Annotated in this window: 17 protein-coding genes; 6 read left to right on the plus strand and 11 right to left on the minus strand. The window is 63.5% G+C overall.

What is annotated here, in order from left to right:
* The first annotated feature begins 40 nt into the window (after window positions 1–40).
* Both C41B8_RS00275 and C41B8_RS00280 read left to right on the plus strand, forming a co-directional pair.
* Window positions 41–1,189 carry a hypothetical protein gene (locus tag C41B8_RS00275; RefSeq protein ID WP_037332647.1) on the plus strand — a complete coding sequence of 383 codons (1,149 nt, stop codon included), beginning with the start codon at window positions 41–43 and terminating at the stop codon, window positions 1,187–1,189.
* On the plus strand, window positions 1,173–2,369 hold the full coding sequence (locus tag C41B8_RS00280; RefSeq protein ID WP_156962355.1) for a hypothetical protein: 1,197 nt from the start codon (window positions 1,173–1,175) through the stop codon (window positions 2,367–2,369). Before C41B8_RS00275 ends, C41B8_RS00280 begins: the two co-directional genes overlap by 17 nt.
* An 80-nt stretch (window positions 2,370–2,449) precedes the next feature.
* Here the strand turns inward: C41B8_RS00280 and C41B8_RS00285 are convergent, their stop codons facing one another.
* From C41B8_RS00285 to C41B8_RS00315, 7 genes are all read right to left on the minus strand, one after another.
* Window positions 2,450–3,193 (minus strand): ABC transporter ATP-binding protein, encoded by a 744-nt coding sequence (locus tag C41B8_RS00285; protein ID WP_037332649.1) that lies wholly within the window; start codon window positions 3,191–3,193, stop codon window positions 2,450–2,452.
* Window positions 3,190–3,939: an ABC transporter ATP-binding protein gene (locus tag C41B8_RS00290; RefSeq protein ID WP_037332652.1), complete on the minus strand. Its 750-nt coding sequence runs from the start codon at window positions 3,937–3,939 to the stop codon at window positions 3,190–3,192. The genes C41B8_RS00285 and C41B8_RS00290 overlap by 4 nt, the downstream gene beginning before the upstream one ends.
* Complete coding sequence (locus C41B8_RS00295; RefSeq protein WP_051882686.1) at window positions 3,936–4,889, minus strand: branched-chain amino acid ABC transporter permease; 954 nt, start codon at window positions 4,887–4,889, stop codon at window positions 3,936–3,938. Before C41B8_RS00295 ends, C41B8_RS00290 begins: the two co-directional genes overlap by 4 nt.
* 53 nt (window positions 4,890–4,942) lie before the next feature.
* Window positions 4,943–5,809 carry a branched-chain amino acid ABC transporter permease gene (locus C41B8_RS00300; RefSeq protein ID WP_037332654.1) on the minus strand — a complete coding sequence of 289 codons (867 nt, stop codon included), beginning with the start codon at window positions 5,807–5,809 and terminating at the stop codon, window positions 4,943–4,945.
* Between the two features lie 85 nt (window positions 5,810–5,894).
* A complete protein-coding gene (locus C41B8_RS00305) occupies window positions 5,895–7,157 on the minus strand; it encodes an ABC transporter substrate-binding protein (RefSeq protein WP_037332657.1) in 1,263 nt (420 codons plus the stop codon).
* Window positions 7,158–7,967: 810 nt separating this feature from the next.
* Complete coding sequence (locus C41B8_RS00310; RefSeq protein WP_232225954.1) at window positions 7,968–8,819, minus strand: FKBP-type peptidyl-prolyl cis-trans isomerase; 852 nt, start codon at window positions 8,817–8,819, stop codon at window positions 7,968–7,970.
* A 64-nt stretch (window positions 8,820–8,883) separates the two neighbouring features.
* The gene (locus C41B8_RS00315; RefSeq protein ID WP_037332659.1) at window positions 8,884–10,095 is read right to left on the minus strand and encodes an argininosuccinate synthase; all 1,212 of its coding nucleotides are present in this window, start codon (window positions 10,093–10,095) and stop codon (window positions 8,884–8,886) included.
* Between the two features lie 98 nt (window positions 10,096–10,193).
* Between C41B8_RS00315 and rnt the strand changes: the two genes are divergently transcribed.
* The gene (gene rnt, locus C41B8_RS00320; RefSeq protein ID WP_037332661.1) at window positions 10,194–10,850 is read left to right on the plus strand and encodes a ribonuclease T; all 657 of its coding nucleotides are present in this window, start codon (window positions 10,194–10,196) and stop codon (window positions 10,848–10,850) included.
* Between the two features lie 134 nt (window positions 10,851–10,984).
* Window positions 10,985–11,791 carry a lysophospholipid acyltransferase family protein gene (locus tag C41B8_RS00325; RefSeq protein ID WP_051882555.1) on the plus strand — a complete coding sequence of 269 codons (807 nt, stop codon included), beginning with the start codon at window positions 10,985–10,987 and terminating at the stop codon, window positions 11,789–11,791.
* Window positions 11,792–11,795: 4 nt separating this feature from the next.
* Here C41B8_RS00325 and C41B8_RS00330 read toward each other — a convergent pair whose 3' ends face one another.
* From C41B8_RS00330 to C41B8_RS00340, 3 genes are read right to left on the minus strand one after another with little or no spacing between them, the layout of a single operon-like run.
* A complete protein-coding gene (locus C41B8_RS00330) occupies window positions 11,796–12,806 on the minus strand; it encodes an alpha/beta fold hydrolase (RefSeq protein WP_198024978.1) in 1,011 nt (336 codons plus the stop codon).
* A gap of 37 nt (window positions 12,807–12,843) precedes the next feature.
* A complete protein-coding gene (locus tag C41B8_RS00335; RefSeq protein WP_051882559.1) occupies window positions 12,844–13,683 on the minus strand; it encodes an alpha/beta fold hydrolase in 840 nt (279 codons plus the stop codon).
* A complete protein-coding gene (locus C41B8_RS00340; RefSeq protein WP_156962357.1) occupies window positions 13,667–15,382 on the minus strand; it encodes a PHA/PHB synthase family protein in 1,716 nt (571 codons plus the stop codon). The genes C41B8_RS00335 and C41B8_RS00340 overlap by 17 nt, the downstream gene beginning before the upstream one ends.
* An 80-nt stretch (window positions 15,383–15,462) precedes the next feature.
* Here C41B8_RS00340 and C41B8_RS00345 point away from each other — a divergent pair, with 80 nt between their 5' ends.
* A complete protein-coding gene (locus tag C41B8_RS00345; RefSeq protein WP_084188340.1) occupies window positions 15,463–16,869 on the plus strand; it encodes a YihY/virulence factor BrkB family protein in 1,407 nt (468 codons plus the stop codon).
* A gap of 55 nt (window positions 16,870–16,924) precedes the next feature.
* A complete protein-coding gene (fadD, locus tag C41B8_RS00350; protein WP_037332665.1) occupies window positions 16,925–18,589 on the plus strand; it encodes a long-chain-fatty-acid--CoA ligase FadD in 1,665 nt (554 codons plus the stop codon).
* A gap of 37 nt (window positions 18,590–18,626) precedes the next feature.
* Here fadD and C41B8_RS00355 read toward each other — a convergent pair whose 3' ends face one another.
* A complete protein-coding gene (locus tag C41B8_RS00355; RefSeq protein ID WP_037332668.1) occupies window positions 18,627–19,556 on the minus strand; it encodes an AEC family transporter in 930 nt (309 codons plus the stop codon).
* Between the last annotated feature and the right edge of the window lie 96 nt (window positions 19,557–19,652).

Here is a 19,652-nt window from a genome sequence, read left to right on the forward strand (position 1 = left end):
ATAGGGGCCCGCCCGGACGTCGCGGGAGGAGGCGTCGTCCATGGCCAACCCTTATAAACGCGGTCTGCTGATTTTCGTCGCTGTGATGGCGGTGCTCGCCATCGCGGTCGGGGTGATGTACGGCATGCGTGAAGTCAGCCACGGCACGCCCGAGCTGACACAAGCCAAGCAGGCAGAACTGGAGCAGCTCGCCCGGCTCCCCGGCGAGCTGGCCCCGCCGGACGAAAACCAATACAACCCGCTTGAGCGTGATGCCGGCCCACGCGATTCCGGACGCCACGGCGTCGGCCTGTTCATTCGGCATACCTTCTTTCGCATTGTGGGGGGTATCGGCTTCGATACCGATACGCTGTCGGCGCTGCTCGTGCCGACCGACCCGCCCCGCCCGGTCACGCTCGACGATCCGACCTCGTTCGTGTTCAAGCCCCTGCACGGTTCGGTGATCATGCCGTCCAGCGCGCTGACCGCCCTGTTCAACCAGTACCTGACCGACTACCCAGGCACTCAGCTACGCAACCTGTCGGTCTCGACCCGCGACGATGGCACGCTCGTGGTCGACGGCCAAACCCAGAAAGTGCCGGGACTGTGGCTGCCGTTTCATATGACCGGCCCGGTCCATCTGGTGCAGGGCCATCTGTTCATCTACACGCCCAAACAGATCAAGATCGCCCATCTGGAAGCCAAGGGGCTGCTCAAGGCCATCCGTTTGCAGCTGTCCAATCTGGTACAGATCGATACCCAGGGGGCCCGGATCGAGGGCGACTCGGTGGTACTGGACTTGAACCATTCGCTGCCGCCGCCGGCGCAGGATGTACACGTGGCATCCCTGAAGATCGACCACCGGGGCGTCCACCTGCGTTTCACCAGCGCCTTCGATCCGAAATGGCCGCAGCCCATCGTCGATACCGATAGCTATATCCTGCTGGACGGCGGCGACGTCAAAACGTTTCGCAGCCTGATTACCCACGTGCGCCTGCAGATGGTGGCCGGAGACGGCGGCAAGCTCGATACCTCGCTCTATGCCTATCGGCAACAGATCGTCCATGGCCACTTCGAGGCCACACCGGCCGGCGAGCTGGTGGCCTATCTCGCGCCCTACCGGGCGGTGAGTTACCTGCCTCCGGCCAAGCCCGGCGGCAAGGCGAACGACGCGTCCGCACAGGGAGGCGACCATGACGACCGCCCGTAGACCAGGCCGAGGGGCAACACATCGCAGCGTCGCGGTCGCGGTTGTACTCGTGCTGGCCATGCTCAGCGGCAGCGGCACCACCCTGGCAGCGGTCGCGTCGAGCGCGAGCGGCGATGGTCCCCCTAATCGACTCGATCGGCGGGACAAGCAACCGGTACCCGGCCTGCTACAGGACCAGCAGGCACGCTATCGTCATCTGGCGCATATCTGGAACCATCGCGTGGTGCCGACCGGCCTGCCCAGGCCCAAGCGTACCGCCGACCCGCGCGACTCCGGCGTCGATGCTGTCGGCCTGGAAGCGCACAACGTCGATTTCGAGCTGGGCGATGGCATCGGCTTCTATGTCAAGTCGCTCGCCGCGGCGATGGTGCCGCATAAGACGGGCGCACCGCTGGATTTCGACGACCCGGACAGCTACGACATCCATATCTATTCCGGCACCGTGGTCATTCGGCCCGACGATCTGGACGCGCTGTTCAACCGCTACGTGCTCACCAACGAACCTCGCAGCCTATCGTCGGTGAGCAACCACACCCGCGATGGCGCGCTTGAGGTGGATGTCGGCGCCCGCCTGTTCGGATTCATTCCCCCAGTCGGTGGCCTGCCGACGCATCTATCCGGGCCGATCAAGATCAGCAAGGACGGCTGGCTGGTCTATACGCCGGACCACGTCAGCTCGCTCGGCCTGCCGCTGCTGGGTCTGCTGAAGACGACCGGGCTGAGCTTGGCCACGATCACACCGCTCGACCAGACCGGCGTGCAGCTCGAAGGCAACCAGCTGCTGATGGACCCGGAGCGCCTGTTTCCGCCGCCGCGCCTGCATATCGACCACATCAAAAGCGCGACCCTGTCGAAGGCAGGGCTGACGCTGGTCTTCGATAGCAGCAAGGCCGATCCGAAATTCTCGAAAATTCCGGTCTCGTCCGACAGCTATATCTGGCTGCAGTCAGGCGACGCTCGTTTCTTCAGCACGGTGCTGGTCAACACCCGCCTGTTGATGAAGAACATCCACGGCAAGCGGCTGCATTTCGATCTATATCACTATCGTGCCCAAACCGCAGCGGGCCGTATTAACGGCCTGATGGACGGCAGCCTGGTCGTTAGCGTGCCCAACAGCTTCGATACCGGCGACGACGCCGATCCCTCGATCACCGAGAACGCCAAACCCGATCCGAACTGACCACGCCTGGGCCGCAGAGCCAACCGAGCACGGCCCGATCAGCCATGACTTACGGGCATCCACCCCGGGGGCGGCGCCGGTCAGCTCGCCGCCGCCGAGGCCGATGTATCGAGACTGGCCCCCGCCAGCGCCTTGACGCGTTCCTCGTCGGCCGCGAGTTCCGCGGCCGAGCCTTCGTGAACGACCTCACCGTCCCCGAGTACGTAGGCCCGGTCGGCATCACGCAGCGCCAACCAAGCGTTCTGTTCGACCAGCAAGACGGCGATGCCTTCGTCGCGCATGGCCACAACGGTTTTCATCACCTCGTCCACGATCACCGGCGCCAGCCCCTGCGACGGCTCGTCCAGAATCAGGAACCGCGGGTTGAGCAATAGCGCCCGCGCGATCGCCAGCATTTCCTGCTCGCCGCCGGACAGTTGCCCGCCCTTGCTGGTGCGTCGCTCGGCCAGCCGGGGAAACAGGTCGTACACCGTATCCAGCGTCCAGCGGCCGGTGGTGGCGGCCGGCACCCGAAGATTGTCATGTACCGTGAGGTGGCCGAATATCTTGCGCCCTTCCGGCACGTAGCCGACGCCGAGCTTGGCGATCCGGTGCGGCGGCCAGCCGGTGACATCCTGGCCGAACAGGCGGATGCGCCCCTGGCGCGGCGGCGTCAGCCCCATCAGGGAACGCAGCGTCGTCGTCTTGCCGGCGCCGTTGCGTCCCAGCAGGGTGACGATTTCGCCGGCGCCGACGCGCAACGACACGCCGTGCAGAATATGGCTCTTGCCGTAGTAAGTGTGCAGCTGGTCGGCGTCGAGAATATCGTTGCCTTCGTGGCTCATCGCGCCGCCCCCAAATAGGCTGCCTGTACATCCGCGTTGGCCGAGATCTCGGCCGGGGTGCCTTCGGCCAGCAGATGTCCGTTATCCAGCACGGTAATACGGTCGGCCACGTTGAAGATGATGCTCATGTCGTGTTCGATGAACAGCATGGTGATGCCGCGTTCCTGATGGAGATGACGGATCAGATCGGTCATACGGTCGGTTTCCTCGTCGCCCATGCCGGCGGTTGGTTCGTCGAGCAGCAACAGCCGCGGCTCGCGGGCCAGCGCGATGGCGATTTCCACCACGCGCTGATCGCCGTGTGCCAGCTCGCCGGCCATGCGATAGGCCAGATCCTCGAGATGCAGAGTCTGCATCAGCTCGTCGATATGAGCCCGCACCTGTCGCCGTCGGGCGGGTGAAAGCCAGGGCCGCAGATTCAGCCCGTGGGCGGTCTCCACGGCAATCTCGAGATTCTCGTACACGCTCAGATCGAGGAAAATTTCGGTGATCTGAAAAGTACGGATCATCCCGCGATGCACCAACTTTTCCGGCGGCACGCCCTTGACCGATTGGCCGTCGAACAACAACTCGCCTTCGCTGGGCGGAAAGAAACCGCTGATGAGATTGAACAAGGTCGTCTTACCGGCGCCATTAGGCCCGATGACCGCGCGCAATTCGCCCTGAGGCACTTCCATCGAGATGTTCGACAACGCGCTCAGCGAGCCAAACCGCCGGGTGACGTTTTTTAGCGAGAGCAGACTCATTTCTTGAAGCGTCCCTGGAAGAAACCGAGCAGCCCCCACGGAAAGAACAGCACGGACAGCACGAAGATCGCACCGATGAACGACATCCAGTTCACGGTGATGCTGCTCAGATAGTCCTGTACCACGACGTAGATCACCGAGCCCACCAACGGCCCCCAGAAGGTCCGCATACCGCCGAGCACGCAGATGATCACGAAGTCGCCGGACAGGATCCAGTTCATGTCCTCGGGCGAAGTGAAGTTGTTCAGCAGCGCATACAGCGAGCCGGCCAGCGCGGCGACGAAACCTGAGATCGCGAACGCAATCCAGATATAAACGCCGATCGGCAGGCCGAGAAAACGCAGACGCTTCGGGTTCTCCCGAATCGCCACGAAGGTATGGCCCAACGGCGAACGCAATACCATCCAGACCACGAAACAGCCGATCGCAAAGAAGAACAGCGTGAAGTAATAGAAGTTCGTCGGGTTGTGGAGATCGAGCGTCCAGCCGCCGAAATGAACGTTGGTGCGCGCGAATCCGGTCAGGCCGTCCTCGCCGCCGGTCAGGCTGTTCCAGCGTACGGCGATGAAATAGAACATCTGGCCGATGGCGATGGTGATCATCGCGAAATAGATGCCCTTCCGGCGTACCGTGATCGGGCCCAGCAGCGTAGCCGCCAGCCCACCGACGAGCACGCCGACGAGAATCGCCAGCGGCGTGCTCGCGGTTACGAACTTGAGCATCAGGCCGGTGCCATAGGCCCCCAGCCCAAAATAGGCCGCATGCCCAAAGGACAGTCCGCCGGTAAAACCAAGCAGCAGATTGAGCCCGAGCGTCACCAGCGCGAAGATCAGTACGCGCGTGCCGAGCACGGTATAGCCGCCGACCAGCGGCAGCCAGAACGGCGCGCTGAGCAACAGCGCCCAGATGACCAGTGCCGCTGCCAGTCGCGGCAGATCGACCGACGACATGCCGGCGCGCGAGCCGCCCAAGGTCGAGGTTTTGTCCTGAATGGTCGTGGCATTCATTCGAGCAGCCCCTCTTGGCCGAGCAGCCCGCGCGGGCGCACGACGAGCACTACCGCCATGATCACGTAGATCACCACGTCACTGGCCGCCGGGTAGTACGTGGTGACGATGCCGGCCGCCACGCCAATGATGATGCCGCCGAGCAGGCTGCCCAGCAGACTCCCCACGCCGCCGACGATGATGGCCACGAAACTCGGCATGATGAGCGAGGCCCCCATGGTCGGCGTCAGGCCGAGACGACCGGCCGCGAGTACGCCAGCCAGGCCGGCGAAGAGGATGCCGACGCCGAAGTTGATCGCGCGTAGCCGGTAGATGTTGATACCCAGCGCCGATACCGTCTCCAGATCGGCATTGCCGGCTCGAATCCGTACCCCGATCCGGGTATAGCGCAGAAGCGCGAACAACGAACCGATCGCCAGCAGTGCGAGAACGACCAGGAACACGCGGTAGCCGGTGACGAAGAAATAGGTCTGGCTCAGCGGATGGCTCAGCGCAGCCGGTACGTTGAACGGCAGACCGTTCGCGCCCCAGAAGGTCCGAATCAGGTCTTCCATGATCATCGCCAGACCGAAAGTCAGCAGCAGGCTGAACAACGGATCACGCGAGTACAGCGGCCGGATCAGGATGCGTTCGACCACCAGCCCGAGCAAGCCGACAATGAACGGCGAGACGATCAGTGCGCCCCAGAACCCGATCACGGGCGACAGGCTGTAGGCGATATAACCGCCCAGCGCGAGAAAACCGCCGTGCGAGAAGTTGATGATCCCGTTGAGCCCCAGGATCAGGGACAGGCCGAGAGCCATCAGCGCATAGAAAATGCCGATGATCAGGCCATTGAAGATATTGAAGAGCAGGAGTTCCATTCACCACCTCGGCGTACCGGAAAAGCATCGCGTCGCAATCGGTGCGGGCCGGGCCGGTCGTGCCGGCCCGGCCCGCCGCATTCCGCTACGAGGGATAAGTGATCCGGCACCCCTTCTCTTCGACCGAGCGGGCGATCTTGCTCGAGTCCACCACGTCGGTGACCTGGAACAGATCGGGATACTTGCCGCCGGATTTGATCGTGCCCGGATATTCGCTGCCGATCAGCTGATGATCGCCGGCGCGATAGATGGCCTTGTTGGGCTGGAGCGCGACTTCCGGCGGAAGCTCCAGACCTTCGAGCGCCTTGGCCACTTTTTGGGCGTCGAGCGACTTGGCTTTCTCGGTGGCCAGCGCCAGTGCATGGGCGCTCGCAAAGCCGAACCAGCTACGCGCGGTCGGCGTCTTGCCGCCGTTCGCCTTGCGATACGCGTCGACGAAGTCGGCGACATGCGGCACGTTCGGCTGGTCCCAATACCACTCCATGTTCCACATGCCGTAGCGCGCGGCATCGGGCAGCGACTGCAGTACCTCCAGCTCCATCATCGGGCCGCCCACACCCATACTCTTGTTCAGGCCGAACTGGGTCGCCTGCTTGAGCGTGTTGATCATATCGTCGCCCGCGCCCAGCACGATCAGCGCGTCCGGATTGGCCGATTTCGCCTTGATCAGATAGGAAGAGAAATCGGTCGTGCCCAGCGGTGCCAGCGCGTTGCCGGCCTCGGTACCGCCGGCTTTTTTCAGCTGGGTCAGATAATCGTGATGCAGGGCATGGCCGAAGGAGTAATCCGGAGTGATGAAGTACCAGCGCTTGCCGTACTTGTCGAAAATCGCCTGGAAATCGCCGGCGGTGAGCAGCCAGGTCGTGGAACAAGTCCGGAACGTGTTCCAACTGCACTTATCGCCCGTGACCGCGTCGGCGTGCCCGCCGATATCCATGTAAATGGTGTTCATATCCTGGGCGGCCTGCGAGACAGCCAGCGCCACCGAGGAAGAAACCGCGCCCATCAGGAAGTGCACCTTGTCGCGGTTGACCAGCTTGCGTGCCTTCTGCACCGACTGGCCCACGTTGGCGGCACTGTCCTCGACCAGCAACTGCAGGGGCCGCCCCATCACGCCGCCCTTGGCGTTGATTTGGTCGACCGCCAGTCGCGCACCGGCGATCTGATTGCCGCCTAGCGCCGCGTAGGTCCCGGTCTGCGGATCGATCTGGCCGATCTTGATCGGATCGTCACTCTTGGCGAAGGCACTCATCGCCGGATAGAGCAGCGTGGATGCCCCCACCGCCGCACTGGTCTTGAGCAGCGTCCTGCGGTTGATCTTGTAATCTTCGAAATCGAATATGCTCATTTTAATTTGATCTCCTCGCTCGCGTGAATAGGCAAAAAAAAGCCCCAATCGCTTTCGCGATCAGGGCTCGTCGCACTTCGAAAAGTAGACCGGAACGACGGCACCAAAGACCCTCACCCGATCTTTATCTTGAATATATCGACGATCATGCAGCGTCTCACAGCTCCTGCCCTGAACGTCGGAAAGAACGACGGGGCGCCTTGCGAGCACGACGCCGAACAGCGCTCGTACATTCGCGACATCTGCCACACATCCCCCTTTCATCGTATCGCCGGCCCGGGCTCCGGCAGCGGTCGAACCGCGTCTCACCTACTTGAGCCACTGGATTAGCAATCCCCTGAAAACCTGTCAAGAAATGTGATCACGTTGAGCACGATACGTCGCCGTCAGGCGCCGAAAAAACAGGCGCTGCCGACACGAAGTTATCGATCTCGCACCATTTTTTGCCGTATGCACGTGTATGCGCGTCAGACCAGGCCGCCCGGCGGGAGGCGGCTCGACCATTAGTCGCATGGCTCGGAAATTAGAAAGAAAACCGGTCTGATTGCGCGGCCTTATATGGTGTATGGCACACCTATTCGAGCGCTGCGCGGCGGCTCGGACCGGCCAGCGAATAGCAAGGCAACGACGGCCCGCATGGGGCGCTGCGGTGTGGGCAGCCGCGACGAGCGCACTTACGCCGCTCCTACAGCGCTATTCCCATGACGCGCTGCTTTGACGATCACCCCAATGAGTGCGATCGCGGCCGCTCAAACGCAAACCGCCGGCGCGAAGGCCGGCGGTTGCAAGAGGCAAAGAGAAACGGGGCGATCAGTCGCCGCTGTCTCCGCTGCTGTTGTCCGGACTGGAGTCGGACTGGTCGCTGTCCTTGCCCGTTCCCTTGTTCTTGTCGACGCTGATGAGCTTGACGTCGAAGATCAGGGTTTCGTTCGGACCGATCTGCGAACCGGCACCGCGCTCGCCGTAGGCCAGATCCGGCGGGATGAACAGCTTGTACTCGCCACCGGCGTGCATCAGCTGAAGCGCTTCGGTCCAGCCCGGGATCACGGCGTTGACCGGGAAGGTCACCGGCTTGCCGCGCTTTTTGGAACTGTCGAAGACCGTGCCGTCGATCAGCTTGCCGGTGTAGTCCACGGTGACACTGTCGTTGGCATCGGGCTGCGGCCCGTCACCCTTTTTGATCACCTTGTACTGCAGACCGTCCTTGAGCGTCTTCACGCCGGGCTTGGTCTTGTTCTCGGCCAGGAACTTCTGGCCCGCCTTGAGATTGGCCACCGATTTCTGCTGCTGCTGTTTCTTCTGGGCGGCTTCCATATCGGAAACCACGCCCTGCATCACGGTGTGCAGCTGCTTCTGGCTCAGCTTGGTCTTACCACCGCTGACCACATCGCGCACGCCCTGCGTGAGCTCGTCCAAGTCCACGTCCATCGGCAGATCCTTGAGCGAGTTGCCGATGTCCATGCCCAGCGCATAGCTGCGCTTTTCCTTCTCGTTGGCGAATTGCCCGGACGAGTTGCCGTTGCCCTTGTCGTTCTCGGTCTGGCTCGTTTTCGCACCGGACTGGCTGTTGTCACCGCCGGACTGCGTATTGTCCGAGCTGGACTGGTTACCGCACGCCGACAGCGCGAACGCGCAGGCAAACAGTGCAATCGTTCGTTTCATGGCCTCTTTCCTATCCATTGTGGCAAGGCAAGCCTACGTGAAAGGCTCGATCAGCTAAAGAACGTCAGCGCTGGCGGTGGCCGAGCCGAAGTCGCAGCGCATTCAGGCGGATGAAGCCGGCCGCGTCCTTCTGATCGTAAGCACCGCGATCGTCTTCGAAGGTGGCGATCGCTTCGTCGAACAGGCTGTCGGATTCGGATGCTCGGCCGACCACGCTCACGCTACCCTTGTAGAGCTTCACGCGGACCACGCCGTTAACGTGTTTTTGCGACTGGTCGATCGCGGCTTGCAGCATCTCGCGCTCCGGCGAGAACCAGTAGCCGTTGTAGATCAGCTTGGCGTAGCGCGGCATCAGTTCGTCTTTCAGATGCGCGGCCTCGCGGTCCAGCGTGATCGACTCGATCGCCCGATGGGCGCGCAGCATGACGGTGCCGCCCGGGGTCTCGTAGCAACCACGCGACTTCATGCCGACATAGCGGTTCTCGACGATATCGATACGCCCGATACCGTGCGCACCAGCCAATTCGTTGAGCCGGGCCAGCACTTGGTAGGGCGTGAGCTTCTCGCCGTCGATGGCGACGATATCGCCGCGTTCGAAGGTGAGATCGATCTCCTGCGGCGCATCGGGCGCGTCTTCCGGCGACACGCTCCATTCCCACATGGAATCCTCGGCCGGCGTCCATGGGTCTTCGAGCACGCCGCCTTCATAGGAAATATGCAGCGCATTGGCGTCGGTCGAATACGGCGAACCGCCATCAACCTTCTTGCGGATATCGATACCGTTGGCTTCCGCGTAGGCCAGCAGCCGTTCGCGCGAGTTCAGATCCCACTCGCGCCACGGCGCGATTACCTTGATGCCGGGCATCAGCGCATAGGCCGACAGTTCGAAACGCACCTGATCGTTGCCCTTGCCGGTGGCGCCATGCGCGATGGCATCGGCGCCGGTCTCCTGGGCGATTTCGACCAGACGCTTGGAGATCAGCGGACGCGCGATCGAGGTGCCGAGCAGATACTCGCCCTCGTAAATAGCATTGGCGCGGAACATCGGATAGACGAAATCGCGTACGAACTCTTCGCGCAGATCGTCGATGAAGACTTCCTTGACGCCGAGCTTCTCGGCCTTGGGTCGGACTTCATCGAGCTCCTCGCCCTGGCCGATATCGGCGGTGAAGGTCACCACCTCGCAATCGTATTCGTCCTGAAGCCACTTCAGGATGACCGACGTATCGAGCCCGCCCGAATAGGCCAGCACGACTTTGCGCACGTCACTGCTCATTGCTGCGATCCGCTGCCGTTAAGAATGATCAAGGGCCGACCAGTATACAGAATCGATTGCGCTCCCCGCCGAGGCAATGCAGCTGCTACCATGCGCGCATGACCGATTCGCATGAAGAAGCCGCGGTGACCCCGCGGATGGCCACCCGTTTTCGCGGCTTTCTGCCGGTGGTGATCGACGTGGAAACCGGCGGTTTCAATTCCGCCACCGATGCCCTGCTCGAAATCGCGGCCGTGACGGTCGGTTTCGACGACAACGGCCAACTCGCCGTGCGCGAGTCGGCGTCGTATCACGTCGCACCGTTTGAAGGCGCCAACATCGAGCCCGCCTCGCTCGAAGTTAACGGTATCGATCCGCATCATCCGCTACGCCCGGCCATTCCCGAGCGCGACGCGCTCGGCCGGATTTTTCGCATGGTGCGCGAAACGATGAAAACCGACGGCTGCAAACGTGCAGTGCTGGTGGGCCACAACGCGCATTTCGATCTCGGCTTTCTCAATGCCGCGATCGCGCGCACCGGCATCAAACGCAGCCCGTTTCACCCGTTCTCCTGCTTCGATACCGCGACCCTGTCCGGGGTCGCCTTCGGTCAGACAGTGCTGCGCCGCGCGGCGACTGCCGCCGGCATGAGCTGGGATAACGAAGCCGCGCACTCGGCACGCTACGATACCGAACAGACGGCCCACCTGTTCTGTACCATCGTCAATCGTTTCCAGCCCATCTTCGAGGCCGTGCCGCCCGAACCGCAGTCCTGAGAGCGGTCGCGCCGCCGGCATTGTCGCCTGCCAGCGACGCTGGCTAAACTGCGTTCGCGACGCCCGAACGGCCAAGCGACGGCCGTTCGTTGTTCTTTGTCGTACGCTTTGTGAATCGGTCCCGATACGCGCCTATGTCCACGACTTCGTCATTCGATACGGATCATCCCCTGCTCAGCCGACTCGGACTCGGCTTGAAGGCCGTGCGCTTCGGCGGCACGCTGGTACTCGGCGTGGTGTTGCTGCCCGCGGTGCCCCTGCTGGGCCGGCGCAGCAAGTACCTGATCAACTGGTGGCTGGGGCGCATGCTCAACGCACTGCATGTGCGGCTGGACATCGACGGCAACGTGCCGTCCGGCCCGATGCTGGTGGTGGCCAACCACTGTTCCTGGCTCGACATTCTGGTGCTCGGACGCGTGTTCAATACCGCGTTCGTATCCAAGGCCGAAGTTGGCGGCTGGCCGCTGGTGGGCTCGTTCGCCCGCGCCGGCGGCACGCTGTTTCTCGATCGCGGCCAGGGCAAGACCGGCGAAACCAGCGCCTCGATTCGCGACATGCTCGAGTCCGGCCGCTCGGTCCTCTTCTTTCCCGAAGGCACGACCACGCCGGATCCCAATCCGCAACGCTTTCACGCACGGCTGTTCGCGGCGGCCATCGAAGGCGGCTACAACGTCCTGCCGGTGAGTCTGCGCTATTGTGACGACACCACGCCGCCCGGCATGCATCATGCGCTCGCGCCGTGGGTCAACGAAGCGCCGCTGTGGCCGCATTTCCGCGATCTGTTCAAGCTGCGCAAGATCTGCGCTGAGGTGCGCGTCTGTGCCCCGCTCGATCCGCGCGGCTACGATCGCCGCAGCCTGGCCGAAGCGGCCCGCATGGCCGTCGCCCATCGCCAGGCCGTAGCCACCGCGCGCCACCTGCGCGAGAAAGCCAAACCCTAGCCCACTAAGTCGCCGGCTTCGACGCCTCCGACGTACGCCCGGGCAGTCGCGGCACGAGCGCGCCGTCCGGGCCGAGACCGCGGGCGGCGTAATAGTCGGCGCCATCAGTGCCGTCGTAGCGGCGCTCGTTGAGGAAACGCCGGATCACGCCGGCCGATTCGTTAGCCCGCATCAACAGGAACAGATGCCCGCCCCCGCGGACGATGTGCAGATAGGATTTGGGGATCAGCCAGTAGAGAATACGGCTGTTGATGAGAGGCACGATCGGGTCGTCGTCGCCGCCCATGATGAGCGTCGGGCAATGCAATCGATGCAGCCGATGGGCGCTGGTCCAGCCGAGCGACGCGATCAGCTGGTTGACGTAACCCCGCGTGCTCGGGCCGCTGGCGTAGCGCCCGCGACGCGTGATCAACTCGGGCCGCCGGCGCATCAGCCCGCCGTAGAGCCCGGCAACGGTCGCCGGCAATGTCCCCGAGCGCTCGTGGCGCCGCGCTGCCGCCAGTCGTTTGAGCGTGCTGGAGTGTGTCGCCAGGCTCGGCCAGCCGATGGAACTGGAGGCAAGTACGAGCCGATTGACTTGCGCGGGATAGTCCAAGGCGAACTGCTGGGCGAGCGAGCCGCCCCACGACAACCCGACGAGATCCAGCAATTCGTCGTAGCCCAGACGCTCCAGGAAAGTCGCGATCAGCGCCGCGTACCAACTCAGCCGATGCGGCATGCTGCGCGGCGGCGAACGTCCCGCACCGGGCATTTCCGGCACGATGATCTCGGCGTCATCGAGGGCATTGACCAACGGCAGCAACATGTCGAGGTTGGCGCCGATGGTGTTCAGAATCAGCATCGGCCGGCCACGCCCGCGCCGAATGCCATATCGCAGGCGCACGCCGTCGACGTCGATCCAGTCGACCTGAATGCGGGTCCGACGCCGCAGGACGCTGAGTTCCGGCGGCATCCGCCGGCCGGGCCGACGGATGGCGGTCAGCGATTGTATTTTGTTTGAGACAGAGTCCGACATCGGTCCGCGACTCGTTTCGTCGCTCATGATCTTGACATTAGACCGCTTCACCGCCCGGCTGCAACGGGTGCGGCGTGTCCAGGAATTCCTCGATCCGGCGACTCGCCTCGTCCGGGCGCTCCAAAAGCAGCCAGTGGCCGGCGCCGCGCATGATCGACAGCCGGGAATCCGGGATCAGCAACCCGAGCAGACGGACGTTGGGCAACGGCACGACCTGATCATCGTCGCCCGCCAGAACAAGCGTCGGCATCGTCAGCCGATGCAGCCACGGCAAACTGGAAAAACCAGCCATGGCATAAAGCTGGGCCGCGAATGCCCGGCGGCTGGGCGCGCGATTCCGATGCAGTGCGCTGGCCACCGCCTCGCATTCGTCGGCACGCCGCCCGCCGAACAGCTCGCGCACGTCACGCCCGTCGGCGACCACCGTACCCGGCCCGCCCGGCCAGGCCAGACGCCGCAGACTGGCCACACGCCCCGGCAGCATGAGCGGCCCGCTGGACGTGGCGACCAGTACCAGACGCCGAACGCGCGATGCATGGTCGCGGGCCAGACGCTGTGCCAAGAGGCCACCCCACCCCATGCCCAGGACGTCTACCTCGGGACAGTCGAGCACGTCGCACACACGTGACACGCGCTGTGCCAGCTGTGCCATTCGCCGCATCCGGGGCGTACCCGGCGCCTCGCCAATGCCGGGCATGTCGAAGCGGATCGTTGGCCGCGCGAGTGCGTCGCAGATCGTATCGAGCACCCCGTAACAGGCAAGAAAATCGTTGCACATCAACAAAGGCGGCCCGACGCCGGACGTACGGGCGACCACGACGGCTTCACCCTCGATATGGAAGGTTTCGACCCCGGCTGTGTCAGCGCTGGCGCACATAACGGCCCGGCGCCGCCTCGATCGGCTCGAAGTCGTCATTGCCGAAGATTTCGGGCGCGGCCACGGTCGGGCCACCCCGGGCCCGGCACCACTCGACCCAGTCCGGCCACCACGACTGCTCGACCGCACGCGCGCCGCGACGCCAGTCGGCCGGATCGAGATCGTGGTCGTCGTTGATCCAGAACCCCCGCGCCGCGTCCGCGCGTCGGCCCCCCGGCGGACAGACCACGGCCTGAGCGTGTCCGCCGGCGCCGAGCACGAATCGCCGGCCGCCACGAAACATCTGCATGGTGCGATAACACGCCTGCCATGGCGCAATATGGTCCGCCGCCCCGGCGACCACGAATACATCCTGTTCGATCACCGACAGATCGATCATCTCGCCATCGAGGGTGAGACCGCCGGCGGCGCGCCCCCGATCGTCGCGATAGATGGCCAGCAGATCGGCATGCAGTCTCGCGGGCAGGCGCGTCGTGTCGCTGTTCCAGTACAGAATATCGGAGGCGGGCGGGGTCTGACCGAGGACGTAATTGTGCGCCACGAAGCGCCAGACCAATGCATCCGGCCGCTGCCAGGCGAAAGCGCGCGCCATGGCCGCGCCATCGAGCACACCGCTACTCGTCGAACGCGACAGCGCCCGAGCAATGGTTTCGTCGTCGCCGGTCGGCACAGCGGACACGCTGCGGGGCGATTCCAGCAGGGTCACGAACAAAGACAAACAGGCGATCCGGTCGCTCTTGCCGCCCATGGCCAGATGCGCCGCGGCGGCTGCCGCGGTCAGCCCGCCAGCACAGGCCCCGGCCAGTTTGACCGGCTGCTCTGCGCTCACGCGCCAAACGACATCGACCGCCTGTTCGACCGCCTCCACGTAATCGGACAGCCCCCAACGACGTTGCGCGGCTGTGGGGTTGCGCCAGGAGATGGCGAACACCTGTTGGCCCGATGCGAGCGCATAGCGCACCAGACTGTCCTCGCCGCTGAGATCGAACACATAGTATTTGTTGATCTGCGGACCGACAAGGAGCACAGGCGCCGCATCGACTTGCCGGGTGTGCGGTGTGTACTGGATCAGCTCGCAGATCTCGTCGCGATAGATCACGGCTCCGGGCGTGGCCGCGATATTCACGCCCAGGGTGAATGCCGCTCTGTCGACCTGGCGTGGCAACCCCCGATTATCGCGCAGGTCGCGGAGCAGCTGGTATAGCCCGACGAGCGCCGATCGGCCCCGGGTGCTGACCAGATTGTCGTAAAACCCGGGATGGGTCAGAAACAGGTTGGCGGGCGATACAGCGGCGATCAGGTGTTCGACGGCAAACGACAGCTGTCGTCGGCGCGTGTCCGACAGTCCGGACACACTCACCAGTTCGCGCAGCGTATCCGCGAGCACGAGATACACGCTCGCGACCCGCCCGAACACGGGGTTCGCCTGCCACGCCGGGTGCGCGAATCGCGGATCATCGAACGTCGGTCGGGGCCCGCCGCGCCCCCACAGCGCCAGCGTCAGTCGCGCGATGAGCCGACCCTCGATACGCAAAGCGGCTGCGGGATGGCGCGCGAGCACGCCCAGCAGCTCGCCCGCGGCCCGGCCGATATCGGGCCAGCGGGCGTCCGCGGTGACGAACGCGTCCGGCGTTTCAGCGGTCATCGGCTCGCGCTCGACGCGTTCGACCGGATCCGATAACCGGGCTGGGTGATTCACGACGCCTCCTGTGGCAGCGGCCTCCGCCGACCAAGATTGATGGTTACAATGGCGCCACGCGTTTTTCAAGCGAGTCGTACATGGGAGTGCTCGGGGGCTTGGGTCGCCGTTTCGACGCTATCGTCTGGCAGCCCGAGATCGAGCGGCTGCACGGGCCGCGCCGGTGGCTGCTCGTGGCGCTGCGTATTCTGATCACGCTGATCGAGGATTTCCGCAACGGCGAAATCACCATGCGCGCCATGGGGCTGGTTTATACCACGCTCGTGTCGCTGGTTCCCTTGCTGGCGCTGGCGTTTTCGCTACTCAAGGCGTTCGGCGTGGACAATGCCCTGCGCCCGGTGCTGCAGCGTTTTCTGGCGCCGCTCGGCGCGGGCAGCGGCCAGATCATCGACAAGATCGTGGACTTCGTACAGAACGTCCAGGTCGGCGTGCTTGGCGCCATCGGCGTGGTGACGCTGCTTTATTCCGTGATCTCGCTGATCCAGAAGGTCGAGGCCGGCTGCAACTACATCTGGCACGTGCGCAAACCGCGCTCGATCGGCCGCCGGGTGACTGAGTACATCAGCGTGCTGGTCGCCGGCCCGTTGATCATCCTCGCGGCCGCCAGCATCACCGCGACTGTGGGCAACAACAGCACGGTGAGCTGGCTCACCTCGATCGAGCCGTTCGGCGCCGCGCTTTATCTGACCGGCCATATCCTGCCCTATATTCTCTACAGCATCGGCTTTACGGTGCTGTTCAAGTACATCCCCAACACCCGGGTCCGACTGCTGCCGGCGCTCGGCGGCGGCGTGTTCTCCGGCGTGCTCTGGCAAACCGCCAGCCTGGGATTCGCGCTATTCGCGAAAAATGCCGGCAACGTCAACGCGATCTATTCCAGCTTCGCCATCCTGATTCTGTTGCTGATCTGGCTCTACGTATCCTGGATGATCCTGCTGCTCGGCTGCCGCGTGGCTTTTCTGCTGCAACACAACGAACGACTGACGCGCGGGCATTACCCGCCCCGCCTCGGCGCGGCCGAGCGCGAGCGTCTCGCGCTGCTGGTCACGACGCTGGTGGCCGATCGTTTCATGCAGGGCGGCGTGCCCTGGACGATCCCCGCGCTGGCACACACACTCCGCAGCGCGCCCGATCACGTCCAGGACATTGCCGATCAGCTCATCGCCGGCGGCCTGTTCATCGAGGCGGGCGAGCTCGATGCGACCCTGCTGCCTCGCCGCGACATTGCCGAGGTGCGAGTCTCGCGCGTACTCGACATCGTAAGAGCCGGCGAACCCGCAGCGCGCGCGCAACCGCGCGATGTGATGGTGGCGCAGACTGTCGATGCATTAACCGAGGAGGCAGAACAGGCCAAGCGTTCGATTTTTCGCGATCGTTCGCTGCGAGACATGGCATTGTTGCTGCACGACGAGCGCGAGAGTGTCGATCGGCGGCTGCCTGCCCAGGCCGACGCCGTTCACCACGCGACGCGTCGACAGCAAATATGACAAGATAAATTTTCGCCGGTGTACGCCAACGACAACGGTTGTCAGAGGAGAGGCCGTGACTAAAACCTGGCTAGAGCAATATCCGGACGGGGTCCCCGCCGAAATCCAGCTCGACGACAAACGCACACTCGTCGACGTCATCGAGGACAGCTGTCGCGAATTCGGTGACACGCCCGCGTTCTCGAACATGGACGTCGAAATGAGCTATCGGGAGCTCGAGGCCAAATCCCGGCACTTCGCTGCCTATCTGCAGGACGAACTCGGCTTCGCCAAGGGCGATCGCGTCGCGATCATGATGCCCAACCTGCTGCAATATCCGATCGTGCTGTTCGGCATCCTCCGGGCCGGCATGGTGGCGGTCAACGTCAACCCGTTGTACACGGCGCGCGAACTCGAGCACCAGTTGTCGGACGCAGGCGCCCGGGCCATCGTGATCGTCGAAAATTTCGCCGCGACGCTGGAAAAAGTCATCGACAAGGTGCCGCTGGAAACGGTGATCACCACCCAGATCGGCGACTGTCTGCCGACGATCAAGCGCACGATCGTCAATTTCGCGGTCAAGCACGTCAAACGCATGGTGCCGGCGTTCAAACTGCCGGGCGCCATATCGCTGAACACGGCGCTGTCCGACGGCGCCAAGCAGTCGATGAAACCGGTAACGGTCGAACCCAACGATATCGCCTTCCTGCAATACACCGGCGGGACGACCGGCCTGGCCAAGGGCGCTATCCTCACGCACCGCAACATGGTCGCCAACATCGAGCAGGCCCAGGCCTGGCTCGATCCGTGGACCGAAAAAGGCCGCGAGATCATCATCACGCCGCTGCCGCTGTATCACGTGTTCGCGCTGATGGCGAACTGCCTGGTCTTCCTACAGCAGGGCGGCAAGAACGTGCTGATCACCAATCCGCGCGATATTCCGGCCCTGGTTAAAGAATTCGGCAAACACAAGCCGACCGCCTTCACCGGCGTCAACACGCTGTTCAACGCACTGGTCAGCAACGACGATTTCGCCAAACTCGATTTCTCGCGCCTCAAGATCACGCTCGGCGGTGGCGCGGCCGTACAGAAGGCCGTGGCCGAGAAATGGCAGAAGATCACGGGCATACCGCTGATCGAAGCCTATGGCCTGACTGAAGCTTCGCCGGCCGTATCGATCAATCCGTTGAACCTGGAACGCTACAACGGCTCGATCGGCCTGCCGATTCCGTCGACCGAGATTTCCATTCGCGACGAGGCCGGCAACGAAGTCGAGCCCGGTCAGCCGGGCGAGCTCTGCGTACACGGGCCTCAGGTCATGGCCGGTTACTGGAACAAGCCGGAAGAAAACGACAAGACCTTCTTTGCAGACGGCTACCTGCGCACCGGCGATATCGCCCAGTTCGACGACAAGGGCTTTCTGCATATCGTCGATCGCAAAAAGGACATGATTCTCGTGTCCGGCTTCAACGTCTACCCGAACGAGATCGAGGACGTCGTGGCTTCGCATCCGAAGGTGATGGAAGCCGCCTGCGTGGGCGTCGAGGACGAAAAATCCGGCGAAGTGGTCAAAGTGTTCGTGGTCAAACGCGACGATAGCCTGACCGAGGACGAACTTATCGAGTTCTGTCGCCAGGAGCTGACCGGCTACAAGGTGCCCAAGCAGGTCGTGTTCATCGACGAACTGCCCAAATCCAACGTCGGCAAGATTTTGCGTAAGGAGCTGCGCAGCACATCCTGAACCGCGCATACGTCACGGGGCCCCGAGCCCCGTGACGTCATTGCTGGATCAGATACAGGCACGCCGTAAGCGTCGCGAGCGAGCCGAGCGTCGAATACAAAATGGTGCCTGAAACCACCGACGCTTCGCGCTGATAGAACTCCGCCAGCATGTAGGGCCCGGTGCCGGTCGGCAGCGCCGCCAGCAGCAAGGCCGCGTTGGCCCACAGCGGCGGCAGATTGAAGACCCAAAAAGCCAATACCCAGGTCAGCACCGGATGCACGACCAGCTTGAGTGCACTGAGCGTGAAGGCGCCCTCGCCACGGCCCGCCGGCTTGGCCGCCAGAAACGCACCGAGCGAGACCAGCGCCCCCGGCGTGGTCGCCGCCCCGAGCAGATGCAGGAACTTGTCGGCCGGTTGCGGTAGTGTCCAGCCGGTTACAGCCCAAGCGGCACCCACAATCGGCGCGACGACCAGCGGGTTCTTGGCGAGGGCACGCAGTACCTTGGCCACCGCGTGATGCAGGGTTTTCTCGGCCTGCAACCCGACCTCGACACAGATCACCGCGATCGCGAACAGTACGCAGACCACGATCAGAGTCGCGATCAGGGCCGGCACCAGCCCATCGTTACCGAGCACGAGCACGCACAGCGGGATACCGATGTAACCGGTATTCGCATAGGCCGCGCTCAGACCGTCGATGCTCGCGTCGACCAGATGGCGCGGCGAGCGCCAGCGCACCGCCAGCGTCGCGACAAACACGCCCAGGGTGGCCAGCGCACACACCGCAACGAATCGCGGGTGCCAGATCTCGTCCCAGTTGGCCGTCGCGGTGACACGAAACAGAAGCGCGGGCAGACACAGCCAGACGACAAATTTATTGAGCTCGGCCGCGGCCGTCTCGCCCAAACGCGACGTGCGCCGACAGACATAGCCGGCCAGAATCAGACCAAAGATCGGTAACAGAACATGGGTGACCGAGGACATCGATCGCGCTCGCGCTGGGGTGAAACCGAGGTTGAGAGACTACGAACCGACGCCGATACCGTCTAATATTATTTGCACCCTCAATCCATACCGGTT

Source organism: Salinisphaera hydrothermalis C41B8, assembly GCF_000732535.1.
GTDB lineage: Bacteria > Pseudomonadota > Gammaproteobacteria > Nevskiales > Salinisphaeraceae > Salinisphaera > Salinisphaera hydrothermalis.